The 16,743-nt window shown below is 74.8% G+C and carries 15 protein-coding genes; all 15 read right to left on the bottom strand.

The features are described from left to right. Positions 1–291 precede the first annotated feature (291 nt). The 15 genes from tyrS to WCD41_RS30065 all read right to left on the bottom strand — a co-directional run bounded on the left by tyrS (position 292) and on the right by WCD41_RS30065 (position 16,697). Entirely contained in the window at positions 292–1,575 is a 1,284-nt protein-coding gene (tyrS, locus tag WCD41_RS29995; RefSeq protein WP_337718920.1) for a tyrosine--tRNA ligase, read from the bottom strand. Positions 1,576–1,597: 22 nt separating this feature from the next. Next, positions 1,598–2,221, bottom strand: coding sequence for a DNA-3-methyladenine glycosylase (locus WCD41_RS30000; protein ID WP_337718921.1), 624 nt, complete (start codon positions 2,219–2,221; stop codon positions 1,598–1,600). A gap of 21 nt (positions 2,222–2,242) precedes the next feature. Beyond that, the gene (locus WCD41_RS30005) at positions 2,243–3,181 is read right to left on the bottom strand and encodes a lytic transglycosylase domain-containing protein (RefSeq protein WP_337718922.1); all 939 of its coding nucleotides are present in this window, start codon (positions 3,179–3,181) and stop codon (positions 2,243–2,245) included. Positions 3,182–3,310: 129 nt separating this feature from the next. Then, positions 3,311–4,735, bottom strand: a complete 1,425-nt coding sequence (gene argH / locus WCD41_RS30010) for an argininosuccinate lyase (protein WP_337718923.1) — start codon at positions 4,733–4,735, stop codon at positions 3,311–3,313. Continuing rightward, a complete protein-coding gene (locus WCD41_RS30015; protein ID WP_337718924.1) occupies positions 4,735–5,928 on the bottom strand; it encodes an argininosuccinate synthase in 1,194 nt (397 codons plus the stop codon). The genes argH and WCD41_RS30015 overlap by 1 nt, the downstream gene beginning before the upstream one ends. Next, the gene (locus WCD41_RS30020; RefSeq protein ID WP_337718925.1) at positions 5,925–6,485 is read right to left on the bottom strand and encodes an arginine repressor; all 561 of its coding nucleotides are present in this window, start codon (positions 6,483–6,485) and stop codon (positions 5,925–5,927) included. The genes WCD41_RS30015 and WCD41_RS30020 overlap by 4 nt, the downstream gene beginning before the upstream one ends. Continuing rightward, positions 6,482–7,423 carry an ornithine carbamoyltransferase gene (gene argF, locus WCD41_RS30025; protein WP_337718926.1) on the bottom strand — a complete coding sequence of 314 codons (942 nt, stop codon included), beginning with the start codon at positions 7,421–7,423 and terminating at the stop codon, positions 6,482–6,484. The genes WCD41_RS30020 and argF overlap by 4 nt, the downstream gene beginning before the upstream one ends. Next, positions 7,420–8,628: an acetylornithine transaminase gene (locus WCD41_RS30030; protein ID WP_337718927.1), complete on the bottom strand. Its 1,209-nt coding sequence runs from the start codon at positions 8,626–8,628 to the stop codon at positions 7,420–7,422. The genes argF and WCD41_RS30030 overlap by 4 nt, the downstream gene beginning before the upstream one ends. 3 nt (positions 8,629–8,631) lie before the next feature. Next, entirely contained in the window at positions 8,632–9,576 is a 945-nt protein-coding gene (gene argB, locus WCD41_RS30035) for an acetylglutamate kinase (protein ID WP_337718928.1), read from the bottom strand. Further along, a complete protein-coding gene (gene argJ / locus WCD41_RS30040) occupies positions 9,573–10,733 on the bottom strand; it encodes a bifunctional glutamate N-acetyltransferase/amino-acid acetyltransferase ArgJ (RefSeq protein ID WP_337718929.1) in 1,161 nt (386 codons plus the stop codon). Before argJ ends, argB begins: the two co-directional genes overlap by 4 nt. Then, positions 10,730–11,761, bottom strand: a complete 1,032-nt coding sequence (argC, locus tag WCD41_RS30045) for an N-acetyl-gamma-glutamyl-phosphate reductase (RefSeq protein WP_337718995.1) — start codon at positions 11,759–11,761, stop codon at positions 10,730–10,732. The genes argJ and argC overlap by 4 nt, the downstream gene beginning before the upstream one ends. 39 nt (positions 11,762–11,800) lie before the next feature. Beyond that, positions 11,801–12,319, bottom strand: a complete 519-nt coding sequence (locus WCD41_RS30050) for a hypothetical protein (protein WP_337718930.1) — start codon at positions 12,317–12,319, stop codon at positions 11,801–11,803. A 205-nt stretch (positions 12,320–12,524) separates the two neighbouring features. After that, positions 12,525–14,612 (bottom strand): NAD(P)/FAD-dependent oxidoreductase, encoded by a 2,088-nt coding sequence (locus tag WCD41_RS30055; RefSeq protein WP_337718931.1) that lies wholly within the window; start codon positions 14,610–14,612, stop codon positions 12,525–12,527. A gap of 229 nt (positions 14,613–14,841) precedes the next feature. After that, a complete protein-coding gene (locus WCD41_RS30060; protein ID WP_337718932.1) occupies positions 14,842–15,903 on the bottom strand; it encodes a winged helix DNA-binding domain-containing protein in 1,062 nt (353 codons plus the stop codon). Next, on the bottom strand, positions 15,900–16,697 hold the full coding sequence (locus WCD41_RS30065; protein ID WP_337718933.1) for an alpha/beta hydrolase family protein: 798 nt from the start codon (positions 16,695–16,697) through the stop codon (positions 15,900–15,902). The genes WCD41_RS30060 and WCD41_RS30065 overlap by 4 nt, the downstream gene beginning before the upstream one ends. Between the last annotated feature and the right edge of the window lie 46 nt (positions 16,698–16,743).

Consider the following 16,743-nt stretch of genomic DNA (forward strand, 5'->3'; position numbering starts at 1 on the left):
AAAAGAAAGCCATGCGATGCCGACGAGGACAAACACACCAAACATTCAGCACACTGTTGAGTTCTCAAAGGACAACCACACCACCATACCAACCCACTCACCGAGCGAGCCTTCCGGAGGGCGAAGCTCCTAACTTAGTTGTCCGCAGGGCCCGGGGCAACCCCTTGCTCTGCGATGACGTGAACTCTACACACGCCGGAAACCCGCCCTGCACGGGGGGTCGATCAGCGCATCAGCGCTGGTCAGCCGGAGTTCCCGGCCCACACGACCCCGGAAACCCTCCAGCACCTATCAGGTGCTCGCGAGCTCCACGCCCGCGGCGTTGCGCTTGCCCCGCCGCAGGACGAGCCAGCGCCCGTGGAGCAGGTCGGCGTCGGCCGGCTCCCACTCCTCGGACTCGATCTTCGCGTTGTTCACGTACGCCCCGCCCTCGGCGATCGTCCGGCGCGCGGCGCCCCGGCCCGTCGAGAGCCCGCTCCCCACCAGCAGGTCGACGATGGTCGGCCGCTCCGAGCGTGTCGCGGTGTACGAGGGGATCTCCGCGATGGCCGCGGCGAGGGTGGCGGCGTCGAGCTCTGCGAGCTCGCCCCGGCCGAACAGCGCCCGGCTGGCCGCCTCGGCGCGCTCGACCTCCGCGTCGCCGTGCACCAGCGCCGTGACCGCGCGCGCGAGGGCCCGCTGGGCCTCCCGCGCCTGGGGCTTCTCCTCGGTGAGGCGCTCAAGCTCGGTGATCTCGTCGTGGGAGAGCCAGGTGAAGGCGCGCAGGTAGGTGCCCACCATCGCGTCCTCGGCCTGGATCCAGAACTGGTAGAAGGCGTACGGGCTGGTCAGCTCGCGGTCGAGCCAGACCGTGCCCGACTCCGTCTTGCCGAACTTGGTGCCGTCGGCCTTCGTGATCAGCGGCGTCCCGAGCGCGTGCAGGGACCGGCCTTCGACGCGGTGCACCAGGTCGGTGCCCGCCGTGAGGTTGCCCCACTGGTCGCTCCCGCCGGTCTGCAGCGTGCAGCCGTAGCGGCGGAAGAGCTCGAGGAAGTCGTAGGACTGCAGCAGCTGGTAGGAGAACTCGGCGTAGCTGATGCCCTCGTCGGACTCCATCCGCCTGCTCACGGCCTCCTTAGCGAGCATGCGGCCCACCCGGAAGTGCTTGCCGACGTCGCGCAGGAAGTCCAGCGCCGACAGGCCCTCGGTCCAGTCCAGGTTGTTGACCAGCAGGGCGGCGTTGGGGGCGTCCGAGGAGAAGTCGAGGAACGGCCGCAGCTGCGCGCCCAGCTTCTCGACCCAGCCGGCGACGACGTCCCGGTCGTTGAGCGTGCGCTCCGAGGTGGGCTTCGGGTCGCCGATGAGGCCGGTCGCCCCGCCGACCAGCGCGACCGGGCGGTGCCCCGCCTGCTGGAAGCGGGCGAGGGTGAGCCACTGGAGCAGGTGCCCGATGTGGGCGCTCGGCGCCGTCGGGTCGATCCCGGAATAGAGCGTGACCATCCCCGCGTCGAGGTCCCGGCGCAGGGCGTCGAGGTCGGTGCTCTGGGCGATGAGGCCCCGCCAGGCGAGGTCGTCGAGGACGTGCGGCTCGGTCACGCGCCCAGTCTGGCCGACGTCGTCACCAGTCGGGACCGTCGGGCCGGGCGCGTCCCGCCTTGTACGGCGTCACCGCCCTCGAGCCGGCGACCCAGAGGCGCCACGGACGCTCCTGGCCCGCGGCGACCCCGACGCGCGGCCCGGTCCGGACGTCGGCGTCGGCGACCGGTGTGCCGGCGGACAGACGCACGGGTGACGACGGTGCGAGCACGTCGACGCCGTTGTGCTCGCGGCCGAGCCCGAGCAGGGCACAGAGGCGCGCCGGACCACGGGCGAGCTCGGTGTCGCGACCTCGTGCGGTCGGGCGCCGTGCGTGCGCGGCACCGACGTCGGAGAGCACCTCCCCCGCCCGCACCAGGACCGCGCCCGCCACCCCGTCCCGCAGGCAGACGATGTTCGCGCAGAAGTGCATGCCGTAGACGAAGTAGACGTACAGGTGCCCGGCCGGTCCCCACATGACCTCGTTGCGCGGGGTCCTGCCGCGGTAGCAGTGCGAGCCCGGGTCGTCGGCGCCCCGGTAGGCCTCGACCTCCACCAGACGCAGGCGCACCTCGCCCTGCGGGGTGTCGGAGGCGAGCTCGCACCCGAGGAGGTGGCGGGCGGCCGGGAGCACGTCGTCGGCGAGGACCGAGCGGTCGAGCAGCATCGCCGGTGATCCTCCCCCGGCTCAGCCCGGGGTCCCCGTCCGGGCCAGGTACGCGACGGCCGTGATCGGCTCCGCCTCGTCGTACCCGACGGGCAGGTGCACGCGGCCCGACGTCGTCCGGAAGTAGACCTCCCAGGCGTGGAAGGCGAGGTAGGCGCGCTCGTCGGCCTGCATCACGGAGGCGTACGCGCGCACCGCACGGACGTAGCGCTCGTCGTTGTTGTAGCGCTCCAGCGCCCGGTCCAGGCCGGCGTCGGTGGCGCCGCCGTTCGCGCGCAGGTAGTTGGCGGCACCGAGGATCGCGTCGTGGGGGTCGCTGATGTCGCCGCCGAGCCCGTAGGACGACCAGGTGGCGGGCATGAACTGCATCGGGCCCTGCGCACCGGCCTCCGAGTGCGACGCGATGCGGCCCATGCGGCTCTCGACGAGGTTGACGGCCGCGAGCACCGTCCACGGGACCCCGAAGCGCTCCTCGGCCTCGGCGTACGCGGCGCGGAGCTCGTCGGGCGGCAGCGGGGCGGCGATCCGCCAGGCCGGGAGCATCTCGCCGGGCCCGCGCTTCGCCATGGACAGGAGCGAGCGGCCGGCGCCGACGATGCGGTCGGTGGAGTCGCGGACCGGCGGGGACAGCGCGGCGAGGACGGGAGGCAGCCGCTCGGGGCGGAAGGCGAGCTCCTCGTAGGCGACCTGCGCGGTCCGGCCCGCGGCCGCGACGTCGCCGGGCGTGCGGGTGGGGTCGGCGATCGTGGCCTGGGCGTCCTCGAGGACGCGGGCCAGCGCGACGGGCTCCTCCGGGACCGACGGTCCGTGGGGCCCGATGGCGGCGGCGGTCGGCGGCGCCGGCGGGGAGCTCGGCGCGGCGGGAACGACCGAGGCGACGGGCGCCGCGGGCACCTCGGCGCACCCGGCGAGGACGCCGAGCAGCACGAGGACGACCCCGATCCCCCGCACCGCGCCCACGACTCCCACGGTAACGCTCGGTGCTCGCCGGGACGTCCGGACGCCGCGCCCGCGATCGACTGCGTGGAGATACGGACACTCAACGTCTGCGGCGCCACGCCGCTGACACGGGGACCACGTCACACAGGGTCAGCGGCGCTCGATGGGGCGGCCGGCCCAGGCGTGCGCCTCGATCGTCGCGCCGAAGATGCGGTCGAGCTGCTCGGCGACGCGCTTCGGGGCCGTGCCGCCGTGGGCGTCGCGGGAGGCGATCGAGCCCGCCACCGTGAGCACCGCGCGGACGTCCGGGGTCAGCGCCGGGTCGCACGCGGCGAGCTCGGAGTCGGTGAGCTCGTCGAGCCCGACGCCCCGTTCCTCGGCCGCACGAACGCACGCCCCCGCCGCCGCGTGGGCCCGCCGGAACGGCACGCCCTGGCGCACCAGCCACTCGGCGAGGTCGGTGGCCAGCGTGAAGCCCGCCGGGGCGAGCTCGGCGAGACGGTCGGTGTGGAACGTCAGCGTCCTGATCATGCCGGCCATCGCCGGGAGCACCATCGCGAGCTGGGCCGCCGAGTCGAACAGCGGCTCCTTGTCCTCCTGGAGATCCCGGTTGTAGGCCAGCGGGAGGGCCTTCAGCGTCGTCATCAGGCCGGAGAGGTTCCCGACGAGCCGCCCGGCCTTCCCGCGCGCGAGCTCCGCGACGTCCGGGTTCTTCTTCTGCGGCATGATCGACGACCCGGTCGACCACGCGTCCGCGAGCGTCACGTACCCGAACTCGGCGGTCGCCCAGAGGATGACCTCCTCGGCGATCCGCGACAGGTCCACCGCCACCTGGGCGAGCACGTACGCGCCCTCGGCCGCGAGGTCGCGCGACGCCGTGCCGTCGATGGAGTTGTCGACGGCGTCGGTGAACCCGAGGTCGTGCGCCACCGCGGCCGGGTCCAGGCCCAGCGACGTGCCGGCCAGCGCGCCCGACCCGTAGGGCGAGTACGCCAGCCGGCGGTCGAGGTCGCGGCACCGGCCGACGTCGCGCAGGAGGGCCTGGGCGTGCGCCCCGAGGTGGTGGGCCAGCAGCACCGGCTGGGCGTGCTGCAGGTGCGTGCGCCCCGGCATGGCGGCGTCGGGGTGCGCGCGGGCCTGGATCAGCAGCGCGTCCACCACGCCCGCGACGCCCCGCACCACCGAGCGCAGCTCGTCGCGCAGCCACATCCGCAGCTGCGTGGCGATCTGGTCGTTGCGCGAGCGGCCGGCCCGCAGGCGCCCGCCGACGTCCTCGCCCGCCCGCTCGATGAGCCCGCGCTCGAGCGCGGTGTGCACGTCCTCGTCGTCCTCCGCAGGCCGGAACGCCCCGGACTCGACGTCGGCCTCGAGCCGGCGCAGCCCGTCGAGCATGGCCTCGAGCTGCTCGTCGCTGAGCAGCCCGGCCCCGTGGAGCACGCGCGCGTGGGCCCGGGACCCGGCGATGTCGTACGGCGCGAGCACCCAGTCGAACTGGGTCGACTTCGACAGCGCCGCCATCACCGCGTCCGGGCCCGACGCGAACCGCCCGCCCCAGAGGGCAGACCCTTCCGGCATCAGCCCTGGTCCCTCTTCGCGGCGATCTTGGACGGCAGGCCCCAGAGCTGGACGAAGCCCTTGGCCAGCGACTGGTCGAACAGGTCGCCCTCGTCGTAGGTGGCGAGGTTGAAGTCGTAGAGCGACTGCGCACTGCGCCGGCCCGTGGGCACCGCGCGCCCGCCGTGCAGCGTCATCCGGACCTCGCCCGTGACGTGCTCCTGGGTGGTGTCGACGAAGGCGTCGAGGCTGCGGCGCAGCGGCGAGAACCACAGGCCGTCGTAGACCAGCTCGCCCCAGCGCTGCTCGACCTGGCGCTTGAACCGCGCCTGCTCGCGCTCGACGGTGACGTTCTCCAGCTCCTGGTGCGCCGTGATCAGCGCGATCGCGCCCGGGGCCTCGTAGACCTCGCGGCTCTTGATGCCCACGAGGCGGTCCTCGACCATGTCGAGCCGCCCGATGCCCTGCGCTCCGGCGCGCTGGTTGAGCTGCTCGATGGCCTGCAGCACCGAGACCTTCTGGCCGTCGAGGGTCACCGGGACGCCGGCCTCGAAACCGACGACGACCTCGTCGGCCTCGCGCGGCTCGGCGGGGTTGGCGGTGTAGGAGTAGACGTCCTCGATCGGCCCGTTCCAGATGTCCTCGAGGAAGCCGGTCTCGACCGCGCGGCCCCAGACGTTCTGGTCGATCGAGTAGGGCGAGCGCTTGTTGACGTCGATGGGCAGCGAGCGCTCCTCGGCCCAGGCGATCGCCTTCTCGCGGGTCCAGGCGAAGTCGCGGACCGGGGCGATGACGTCGAGGTCGGGGGCGAGCGCGCCCACGCCGACCTCGAAGCGGACCTGGTCGTTGCCCTTGCCGGTGCAGCCGTGGGCGACCGTCGACGCGCCGTGGGCGCGGGCCGCCTCGGCGAGGTGCTTGACGATCAGCGGGCGCGACAGCGCCGACACCAGCGGGTAGCGATCCATGTAGAGCGCGTTGGCCCGCATCGCCGGCAGGCAGTAGCCCTCGGCGAACTCGTCCCGGGCGTCGGCCACCGCCGCCTCCACGGCGCCGCAGTCCAGGGCGCGCTTGCGGATGACCTCGAGGTCCTCGCCGCCCTGCCCCACGTCGACGGCGACCGCGACGACCTCGCGCCCGGTCTCCTCGGCGATCCAGCCGATGGCGACCGAGGTGTCGAGACCCCCGGAGTACGCCAGCACGATGCGCTCGCTCACTGCTCTCCCTCTTCCTGCTCGTTCACGTGCTCGATCTCGTCGTGGGTGGACGACCGCGCCGTCGTCCTGGTGCTCAGGGTCCGCAGCTGTGCCGCGAGATCCGCCCCGTCGAGGGGCTCGCGGGCGACGACGAACACCGTGTCGTCGCCGGCGATGCAACCGACCACCTCGGCCAGGGCCGCGCGGTCCAGCGCGCTCGCCAGGTAGTGCGCGGCTCCCGGCGGGGTGCGCAGCACCGCGAGGTTGCCGGAGTGGTCGGTGGAGACCAGCAGCTCGCCGAGCAGCCTCGTCAGTCTGTCGGTGCCGCCGACGACCCCGCGCACGGGGCTCCCGTCGTCGGGCACCACGTAGCGCCCGACGCCGCCGTCGGCACCGCGCAGCTTCACCGCGCCGAGCTCGTCGAGGTCGCGCGAGAGCGTGGCCTGGGTGACCTCGACCCCCTCGGACGCGAGCAGCGCCGCCAGCTCGGACTGGCTGTGGACCTCACGCTCGGTGAGGAGGGCGACGACGCGTGCCTGGCGCGCCGCCCGGCTGGTCACGTGGCGTGTGTCGGTCACCGCGAGTGCTCCAGGAGCCACGTCAGGACGGCCTTCTGGGCGTGCAGGCGGTTCTCGGCCTCGTCCCACACCGCCGACGCGGGCCCGTCGATGACCTCGGCGGTGATCTCGTCGCCGCGGTGGGCGGGTAGGCAGTGCAGGACCGTGACGTCCGGGCGCGCGCGGGCGAGCGCCGCCTGGTCCAGCCGGAACGGGGCGAGCACCGCGCGGTCGCGGCCGTCGGACTCCTGGCCCATCGAGGTCCAGGTGTCGGTGACGAGGACGTCCGCGCCCTCGGAGGCGGCCGGGTCGTCCGTGACCGTGACCGACCCGCCCGTCCCGGCCGCCCGCGCCCGGGCGGCGTCGACGACCGCGGCGTCAGGGGTGAATCCGGTCGGTGCCGCCACCCGCACGTGCATGCCGGCGGTGGCCCCGCCCAGCAGCAGCGAGTGCGCCATGTTGTTGGCGCCGTCGCCGAGGTAGGTCAGCGTCCGGCCCGCGGTGCCGCCCTGGCGCTCGGCGATGGTCTGCAGGTCGGCGAGGACCTGGCAGGGGTGGAAGCCGTCGGTCAGCGCGTTGACCACCGGCACGGTCGCGTGCGCGGCCATCTCCTGGATGCGCTCCTCGCTGCTGGTGCGCCAGACGATCGCGTCGACGTAGCGCGAGAGCACCCGCGCGGTGTCGCCGATCGTCTCGCCGCGCCCGAGCTGCGCGTCCCGGCCGTCGATCATGACCGGGGTGCCGCCGAGCGCGGCGATGCCGACCTCGAACGACACCCGCGTGCGGGTCGAGCTCTTGTCGAAGACCACCGCGACGGCGCGCGGCCCCGCCAGGGGACGCCGGCCGAACGGGTCGGCCTTCATCGTCGCGGCGAGCTCGAGCACCTCGGCCTGCTCGACCGGGGCGAGGTCGTCGTCGCGCAGGAGGTGCCGGACGCGCGTGTTCACCGTGGCGGTCACGACCCCGCCGCCTCGGCCGCCGCGGCACCCTGGTCGAGCACCTGCGGCAGCACGGCGAGGAACCCGTCGAGCTGCTCGTCGGTGACCACGACGGGCGGCGCCAGCCGCACGCGCTCCGGCACGGCGTTGTTGATCAGATAGCCGGCCTCGCGGCCGGCGGCGGCGACCTGGGCGGAGATCGGCTGGTTCAGCGCGATCCCGATGAGGATGCCGACGGCGTCGACGTGGTCGACCGCGCCGTGACCGAGCCCCTCGACGCGCGCCGCGACGTCGCGGCCCAGCGCGGTGGCGCGCTCGAGGTGGCCCTCGGCAGCGATCGTGTCGAGGACGGCGAGCGCGGCGGCACAGCACACCGGGTTGCCGCCGAACGTGGTGCCGTGCTGGCCCGGGCCGAGCAGGTCACCGGCCGCGCCGACCCCGATGCAGGCGCCGATCGGCAGCCCGCCGCCCAGACCCTTGGCCAGGGTGACGACGTCCGGGACGACGTCGGTGCGCTGGTGGGCGAACCACAGGCCGGTGCGGCCCACCCCGGTCTGGACCTCGTCGAGCACCAGCAGGGCGCCGCGCTCGGTGGTGATGTCGCGGGCGGCGCGCAGGTAGCCGTCCGCCGGCACGATGACGCCGGCCTCGCCCTGCATGGGCTCGAGGAACACGGCGGCGGTGTCGTCGTCGACGGCCGCGCGCAGGGCCTCAACGTCGCCGTAGGGCACGAACTCGACGCCGGGCACGAGCGGCTCGAACGGCGTGCGCTTGGCCGGTTGCCCGGTCAGCGACAGCGCGCCCATGGTGCGCCCGTGGAAGGCGTTCTCGGCGGCCACGACCTTCGGGCGGCCGGTCCGCCGAGCGATCTTGAAAGCGGCCTCGTTGGCCTCGGCGCCGGAGTTGCAGAACAGGACGCGCCCGGGGTGACCGAGCAGGTCCAGCAGGCGCTCGGCGAGCTCGACGGTCAGCGGGTTGATGACGAGGTTGCTCGTGTGACCGAGGGTCGCCACCTGGCGGGAGACCGCCTCGACGACCGCCGGGTGCGCGTGGCCGAGCAGGTTGACCGCGATGCCGCCGAGCAGGTCGAGGTACTCGCGGCCGTCGGCGTCCCACACCCGGGCGCCCTCGCCGCGCACGACGCTGATCGGCGGGGTGCCGTAGTTGTCCATGAGCGAGGCGCTCCACCGGCGGCGGAGGTCCTCACCCGAGAGAATTGCCGTCATCCGTCACGCCTCCTTCCCGTCGGCGGGGACGACCATCGTCCCCACCCCCGCACTCGTGAACACCTCGAGCAGCACGGAGTGCGCCACCCGCCCGTCGATGACGTGGGCGCGGGGCACGCCGCCGCGCACGGCCCGCAGGCAGGCCTCCATCTTCGGGATCATGCCGCTGGCCAGCGACGGCATCAGCGCCTCGAGCTCGTCGTCGTCGATCTGCGAGCGCAGGCTCGTGCGGTCCGGCCAGTCGGTGTAGAGGCCCTCGACGTCGGTGAGGACGACGAGCTTGCGCGCACCCAGCGCCTCGGCGAGGGCCGCGGCGGCCGTGTCGGCGTTGACGTTGTGCACGACGCCGTCGACGTCGGGCGCGACGGTCGACACGACGGGGATGCGCCCGCCGGCGACGAGGTCGAGCACCGCCGCCGGGTTGACCTCGACGACGTCGCCGACGAGGCCGACGTCGACCGCCTCGCCGTCGACGGTCGCGGTGCGCCGGGCCGCGGTGAACAGGCGCGCGTCCTCGCCGGAGAGCCCGACGGCGTAGGGACCGTGGGCGTTGATCAGCCCGACGAGCTCGCGGCCGACCTGGCCGACGAGCACCATCCGGACGACGTCCATTGTCTCGGGGGTGGTGACGCGCAGGCCGCCGCGGAACTCGCCCTCCATGCCGAGCCTGGTCAGCATGCTGGTGATCTGCGGGCCGCCGCCGTGGACGACGACGGGGCGGATGCCGGCGAGGCGCAGGAACACCATGTCCTCGGCGAACGCGCGGCGCAGGGCGTCGTCGGTCATCGCGTTGCCGCCGTACTTGACGACGACCACGGCGCCCTGGAACCGCTGCAGCCAGGGCAGGGCCTCGGCGAGCACGCCGGCCTTGGCGGCGGCCTCGTGGTAGCGGTCCGGGACGTCCGCGGGGACGGGGATGCTGGTCAGCGCCTGGTCGATGTCCGTCATGACGAGTACGCGCTGTTCTCCTCGACGTAGGCGTGCGAGAGGTCGGTGGTCAGGACCGTCGCCCGCCCGTCGCCCAGGCCGAGGTCGACCTCGACGGCGATCTCGGGCCCGGACAGGTCGGCCCGGTGGCGGTCGCCGACCGCGGTGGCGGCCTCGCAGAGCAGGACGCCGTTGACCGTGACCGACAGGGTCTCGGGCTCGACCTTCGCCTCGCTCGCCCCGACGGAGGCCGCGATCCGGCCCCAGTTCGGGTCGGAGCCGAACAGCGCGGTCTTGACCAGGCTGTCGCGGGCGACGGTGCGGGCGCCGAGGAGCGCGTCGCGGTCGTCGCGGGCCCCTGTGACGGTGACCGCGATCCGCTTGGTGACGCCCTCGGCGTCGGCCTGCAGGCCGCGCGCGAGGTCGGCGCACACCTCGGTGACGACCTCGGTGAACGCGTCCGCGTCGGCCTCGACGCCCGAGGCGCCCGAGGCGAGCAGCAGCACGGTGTCGTTGGTGCTCGTCGCGCCGTCGATGTCGAGGCGGTCGAACGTCGTCGCGGTGGCGGCGCGCAGGGCGGCGTCGGCGGTGGCGGCGTCGACCACGGCGTCGGTGGTGACGACCACCAGCATCGTCGCGAGGCTCGGCGCCATCATCCCGGCGCCCTTGGCGAAGCCGCCGACCGTCCAGCCGTGCCGGGTGACGGCGGCCTGCTTGTCGACGGTGTCGGTGGTCAGCACCGCGGTGGCGGCCCGGGTGCCCGCGTCCTCGCCGTCGGCGAGCTCACCCGCGGCGGTGTCGACACCCTTCAGCAGGTCGTCCATCGGCAGGCGCTCGCCGATCAGGCCGGTGGAGCAGACGGCGACCTCGATGGCCCCGCAGCCCAGGACGTCGGCGACCTTCTCGGCGGTGCGGTGGGTGTCGCCGAAGCCGTCGGGGCCGGTGCAGGCGTTGGCGCCGCCCGCGTTGAGCACGACCGCGCGCAGGTTCTGCTCGACCAGCACCTGCTGGGACCAGAGCACCGGCGCGGCCTTGACCTGGTTGCGGGTGAAGACGCCGGCCGCGACCTGCTGCGGACCGTCGTTGACGACGAGGGCGATGTCCGGGCGATCCCCGTGGGCGCGGATGCCCGCGCGGACGCCGGACGCCCGGAAGCCCTGCGGGGCGGTGACGCTCACGGGCTGACTCCGGTGGTCGGGAGACCGAGGGTCTCGTCGAGGCCGAGGGCGAGGTTGACCGACTGGAACGCGCCGCCGGCCGTGCCCTTGGTGAGGTTGTCGATGACGGCCGTGACGACGACCCGCCCGGCGTCGGGGTCGACCGTGACCTGCACCTGCACGCTGTTCGAGCTGACGACCGACTTCGTCTGCGGCTGGACGCCCGCGGGCAGCAGGTGCACGAACGGCTCGCTGTCGTAGGCCTTGGCGTAGGCCTCGCGGGCCTGCTCCTCGGTGATCGCGCCGTCGGCGAGCGGGGCGCTCGCGACCGCGAGGATGCCGCGCGGCATCGGCGCGAGGACGGGAGTGAAGGAGACGCGGACCGGCTGCGGCCCCACGGTCGCGAGATTCTGGACGATCTCCGGGGTGTGCCGGTGGCCGCCGCCGACGCCGTAGGCGGTGGCCGAACCCATGACCTCGGAGCCCAGCAGGTGCGCCTTGGCCGCCCGGCCGGCCCCGGACGTGCCGGAGAACGCCACGATGCTGACGTCGGGCTCGATCAGGCCGGCGGCGACCGCCGGGAAGGCCGCGAGGGTGCTCGCCGTCGGGTAGCAGCCGGGGACGGCGATGCGCCTGCTGTGGCGCAGCTGCTCCCGGGCGCCCGGCAGCTCGGGCAGCCCGTAGGGCCAGGCGCCGGCGTGCTCGCCGCCGTACCAGCGCTGCCAGGCCGCCGGGTCGGTGAGCCGGTGGTCGGCGCCGCAGTCGACGACGAGCGTCTCGGCCGGCAGCCGGGCGGCGAGCTCCGCCGAGCGGCCGTGCGGCAGCGCGAGGAACACGACGTCGTGGCCGGCGAGCCCGTCGGGCGTCGTCTCCGCGATCGTCCGGTCGGCGAGGGCGGGCAGGTGTGGCTGGTGGGCACCGAGGGTCGTGCCGGCGGACTCCCCCGCGGTCACCGCGCCGATCTCGACCTCGGGGTGGCCCAGGGCGAGCCGCAGCACCTCACCCCCGACGTACCCGCTGGCTCCGGCGACCGCGACAAGCATGCGTATGAGTATGCACGTCGCCGGAAACCCATGCAAAAGCAGTGATCAGCGTCGCCGCCGGTCGGGCGGCCAGTCGTAGGGGATCGTGTCCCCCGGACCGAGCCGGCGCCAGCGGTCCCGCAGGGTGCGCAGCTCCTGCACCGCCGACGCCGCCTGGTCGGTCGTGAACGGGCTCGGCCCCGTGCCCGTGATGCCCCACGCCGCGTCGAGCGCCGCCTTCGTCGCCGGCCCGTCGCGGTCGACGCTCTGCTGCAGGACGCCGACCACGGTCTCGGCGAGCATGAGCCGCACGGCGTTGGCCTTGCGGACGGCGTCGGAACGCTGCCGCCGGTCGTGACGCAGTCGCCCGCCCACGACCTCGAGGCTCTCGAACAGCGCGCCCGCCCGGATCGAGCCCCAGAGGCCGTCGGTGATGCCCAGCGCGCGCTCCCCGAGGAAGTGGACGGCGTCGTGCGGGACATCGCCGGTGCGCTCGTAGGAGCGCAGGCGCAGCGTGACGCCGTCGCCGCGGTCGATCAGCGCCAGCGAGCCGCCGTCGGCGCGCTTCGAGAACTCGACGTGCACGGGGCCATGCGACCACGCCCGTCCAGCCGGTAACGGTGTCGACCTGCGCGCCTCGCGGTGATCAGGAGCGCGTCATCGACCGGAGCGGCGACCGTGAGGTGGGTACCGCACTCGTGATCTCCCTGCCGCGGGGCGCGGGCCCGGCCGGGAAACGGTTACTGGCTGGTATCTCTCGCTCAGCGAGGGATACCAGCCAGTAATCGACTCAGTTGTTGCGGTGGTCGTCGCGCAGGGAGTGGCGCGGGCGGCTCGTCGACGGGTACGGCGCGCGCGGGCCGTCGTCGGCGCGGGGCTCCGACGGGAACGACGGGTGCGGCTCGCGGAAGGAGCCGGTGTCCGCCGGCCGGTCGAACGACAGCGACGGGGTCAGGTCGCGGAAGGTTGCCTCGGACGACGAGAACGAGCCGGCCGGGAACGGCTCGGCGAACGACGGCAGCGAGGGGTGCGGCTCGCGGATCGTCGCGAACCCGCCGGACTGCGTCATCGCGATCTGCATGGCCGGGATGCCCTGCGAGTCGGTCGCGCTCGCGCGCTCCGGCGTGACCTCGGGGGTCGGAGTGGCCGCGCGCTGCGGCCCCGTGGCGGTCGGGTCCGCGCCCCAGGTCGGGGCGGGAGCGGGCGCCACCTCGAGCGGCGCCTGCGGGCCGGCGACGGGCTCCTCGGCCTCGGCCGGCGGCGCGACCGTGGGGGTGGCCTCGGGGTCGGGCAGCGGGGCGGCGTCGCGGCGGCCGACCGCCACCAGGTCGCGTCCGAGGAGACCGGACACGAGCCAGTCGAGGGCGATCCGGACGGTGCGGTCCGCGGTCGGCATGGCCCACAGGTGGTACGTGCGGTGCAGCAGGAAGGCGGGCCAGCCCGTCATGCGCAGCGGGCCGATCTGGGCCGCACCGCGCCGGCGGCCCAGACCGGCCACGGCCCCCGAGTTCTTGTGCCGGTACCCGCGCAGGAGGCGGCCGGCGAGGAACGCGTCGACGTTGCGGGCGAGCAGCCGGGCCTGACGCACGGCGTGCTGGGCCGTCGGCGGGGTGGTCACCGGCTCGCCGCCCCGCGACGCCGGCACGGTCACGTCCGGCACGGCGGCGCAGTCACCGGCGGTGAAGACGTGCGCCCGGTCCCGCACCTGCAGGGTCGTCGCGCAGCGCACCCGCCCGCGGGGGTCGAGCGGGAGGTCGGTGCGCTCGAGCAGCGGGTTCGGGACCGACCCCGCGGCGACGACGATCGTGTCGGTCGCGAAGGTCGGGCCCCCGGCGAGCACGACCCGGCCGCCCTCGGCCGAGGTGATCTTGGCCCCGACCCGGACCTCGATGCCGCGACGCAGCAGCTGGGCGTGCACGCGCGCCGCGAGCGCCGGGCTGACCTCGGGCATGATCCGCCCGGCCGCCTCCAGGAGCACCCACTGGATCTCCTCGGCGACGTAGCCGGGCTGGTGCTTCGCGGCCCGGCGCGTCATGTCCTCGAGCTCGCCGAGCACCTCGAGCCCCGCGAATCCGCCGCCGATCACCGTGAAGGTCAGCAGCCGGCGGCGCTCGGCCGGGTCGGTCGTCGACGCCGCCGCGTCCAGCCGCGACAGGACGTGCTCGCGCAGCGCGAGGGCGTCGGTGACCGAGCGGAAGGGCAGCGCGCGCTCGTCGAGGCCGGGGATCGGCAGGCGGCGCGGCGCGGTGCCGGGCGCGACGACGAGGACGTCGTAGGTGATCTCCCGGGTCCCGCCGTCGGGCAGGCTGACCACCGCGCGCCGCGACGCGTCGTCGACGGCCGCCACGGACCCGGTGATGACGTCGCAGCGGCGCAGCGCCCGCCGCAGCGGCACGGTGAGGTGCCGGGGCTCGATCGCGCCGGCGGCCGCCTCGGGCAGGAACGGCTGGTAGGTCATGTGCGCCTGCGGGTCGACCACGGTGATGCCGGCGATCCCGGTCGAGGAGCCGCCGGGGCCGAGGTGCCGCCCGCCGCGCGTGCCCCCGGGCAGGCGTGCCTGCAGCGCGCGGGCCGCGACGAGCCCGGCGTAGCCGCCCCCGACGACGAGGACCCGGGCGCCCTCGGCACCCTCGGCGCCCGCACCGGTCCCCCGCGACCGCAGCCGCGCGAGGAAGACCACCGCCACGGCGCACAGGAACCCGCCGAGCGCGGCCGCGCCCCAGGCGGGCAGCGCGCCGAACACCCAGAACAGCGCGACGATGATCGGGCCGATCACGAGCAGCACGCCGCGGCCCACCACGGAGTCCGCGGTCGCCCAGGCACCGCCCGAGCTCTCGGGAGCCTCGGGGAAGGCCGGGTCGTCGGGCGCGCTGGACATGCAGGTGCTCCTCGCTGCTCGGGGTCGAGGCCACCGCGGCCCGGGCGGAGGGGGAGCCTCCGGGTCACGGCCAGGTCACGCTATTGAGGCGGATCATGGCCCGGGGCGGACCTGAGAGCTCGACACGCCGCGAGCCGGTCACCACCCGCTGCCACGCGGTCACCGGTCGTGTGATCGCCCGAACGGTGCAGTATCGGACCACCGGGCTCTCAGGAACGGCGACGAGCGGTCATCCGGGGAGCCGGGCGTGCGCCCGGGCGACCGCCGCCTCGGTGCGGGCGTCGAGGGTGTCGAACGGCGCGACCTCCAGGCGACGCCGCGGCACCGCCCACGTCCCGACGATCCGGCCCCGGTGGACGACGGTCGGGCGGAACACCCCGTTGCCCCCGGGGACGATCCGGTCGAACTGCGCGGGCTCGAGGACGTCGTCGCGCCGGCTGTAGCCGAGCACGAACTCGTCGAAGCCCGGGAGCAGGTGGACGCCGAGGGCCTGGCGCCGGTGCGCGGCGAGGAGGTCGGGTACGGCGGGGTCCATGAGGTACTCGGTGCCGTCGACGACCATGGTCGCGAGCTCCGGGCGGGCCAGCGCGAGCCCGGTGTCGACGTCAGCGGCCGGGATGTTCGTCCAGCGCAGGAAGTCGGCGCGCGTCGCGGGCCCGTGCGAGCGGAAGTAGCGCCGCGCCCACTCCCCCAGCGCCTCGTCGCGCTCGAGGCGGCGCGGCTCCGGGATCCACCGCGCGACGTCGACGATCACCGGCTCGCCGTCCCGCATCGGCCCGAAGCACAGGACGCCGGTGGACGCCAGCTCGCCGAGCAGGTGGTAGCCCCGGCCCTGCACCGGCCGCAGGCCGGCCTGCTCCCACACCGCGAACAGGCCCTCGCGGGTGGCGGGCACCGCGGCGAGGGCCAGCTCGCCGGCCCCCTCGACGTCGGCGTCCGTCAGCCCGAGCTCCCCGCGGCGCCGCGCCGCCTGGACCCGCGGGCGGGGCGTGCCGAGCGGGAGCATCCAGCCGAGGTCCTCGGCCGGCACGACGTGCAGCGTCCCGCGCATCGGCCAGCTGCGGACGATCTCACCGGCGTCGAACGCCGCGACCACGGCGTCGCGCGACCGGCCGGCGGTGCGCAGGGCCAGCGACGTCAGCACGTCGGGCAGGACCTGGGCCTGGGCGGCCCCGAGGTGGCGGACGACCTCGCCCACGTCGTCGGTGCGCGCCCCCGCGGGCCCCACGTCGACGAGCCGCAGCGCGACGAGCCGCAGCAGGCCGATCTCGGAGACCTGCCGCGTGCTCATGCGCCCAGATGCTGCCGGAACCACGCGACGGCGTGCGCGTCTACCTCCGCGGCGTGCGGCGTCTGCGGCGCCGGCTCCAGACCCGGCTCCTCGGCGAGCGCGTGGCCCATGCCGTCGATGACGACGAGGTCCGACGCTCCGGTCGTCCGGGCGACCAGCTCCTGCGCGGGCTCGAGGAACGCGGTGGGCTCGTCCTCGGCGCCGACCACGAGGAGCGTCGGCGTGGCGGCGAGCGCGCCGGCTCGGGCCACGTAGTCCATGCGGTCCGCGACCTCCTCGGACTCCGGCGTCCACTGGTAGTCGACCCCGAAGAGCTTCCCGAGCGTCGCGACGACCGGCCGCAGCTGCAGCATCGGACTGATCCCGACGAGCGCGGTGACGTCGTCGCGCCGCGTCGTGACCTCGAGCGCGACGCCCGCCCCCGCCGACCCGCCGAACAGGCCGAGCGCACCGCCGATCCCGAACTGCTCGCGCAGCGCACCCAGCGCCGCGTCGAACTCGTCGGCGGCCTCGGCGTTCACCGGCCCGTGCATGAGCATGACCGCGTCCTCGTACCCGAGGCCCATGAGCTCGTCCATGCCGCCGGCGGGCAGCCGCGCGCCCATCTTCGGCAGGCCGAGGTAGATCCGCCACGCGTCCAGGCCCGCCAGCGGCAGCGCCGCGGCGAACGCGGCCTCGCTGCGCGGCGCGTCCATGAGGTGCCAGCCGACGACGACGGGCGCGTCGGCCCGCGCGCCGCCCTCCGGCGGGACGGCGATGAAGGGCACGCCGGCGGCGGTTCCGGTCTCGGTCATGGGGAGCTCCTCGGGATCGCTCGAACTGTACGGTGTCCAGCATACT

Source organism: Actinomycetospora aeridis, assembly GCF_037400275.1.
GTDB classification, from domain to species: Bacteria; Actinomycetota; Actinomycetes; order Mycobacteriales; family Pseudonocardiaceae; genus Actinomycetospora; species Actinomycetospora aeridis.

Coding starts and splice junctions, on each gene's coding strand:
- WCD41_RS30055 (WP_337718931.1), bottom strand. CDS start 14,612: ATGTCCAGCGCGCCCGACGACCCGGCCTTCCCCGAGGCTCCCGAGAGC.
- WCD41_RS30030 (WP_337718927.1), bottom strand. CDS start 8,628: ATGACGGCAATTCTCTCGGGTGAGGACCTCCGCCGCCGGTGGAGCGCC.
- WCD41_RS30065 (WP_337718933.1), bottom strand. CDS start 16,697: ATGACCGAGACCGGAACCGCCGCCGGCGTGCCCTTCATCGCCGTCCCG.
- argB (WP_337718928.1), bottom strand. CDS start 9,576: ATGACGGACATCGACCAGGCGCTGACCAGCATCCCCGTCCCCGCGGAC.
- WCD41_RS30000 (WP_337718921.1), bottom strand. CDS start 2,221: ATGCTGCTCGACCGCTCGGTCCTCGCCGACGACGTGCTCCCGGCCGCC.
- WCD41_RS30060 (WP_337718932.1), bottom strand. CDS start 15,903: ATGAGCACGCGGCAGGTCTCCGAGATCGGCCTGCTGCGGCTCGTCGCG.
- argH (WP_337718923.1), bottom strand. CDS start 4,735: ATGCCGGAAGGGTCTGCCCTCTGGGGCGGGCGGTTCGCGTCGGGCCCG.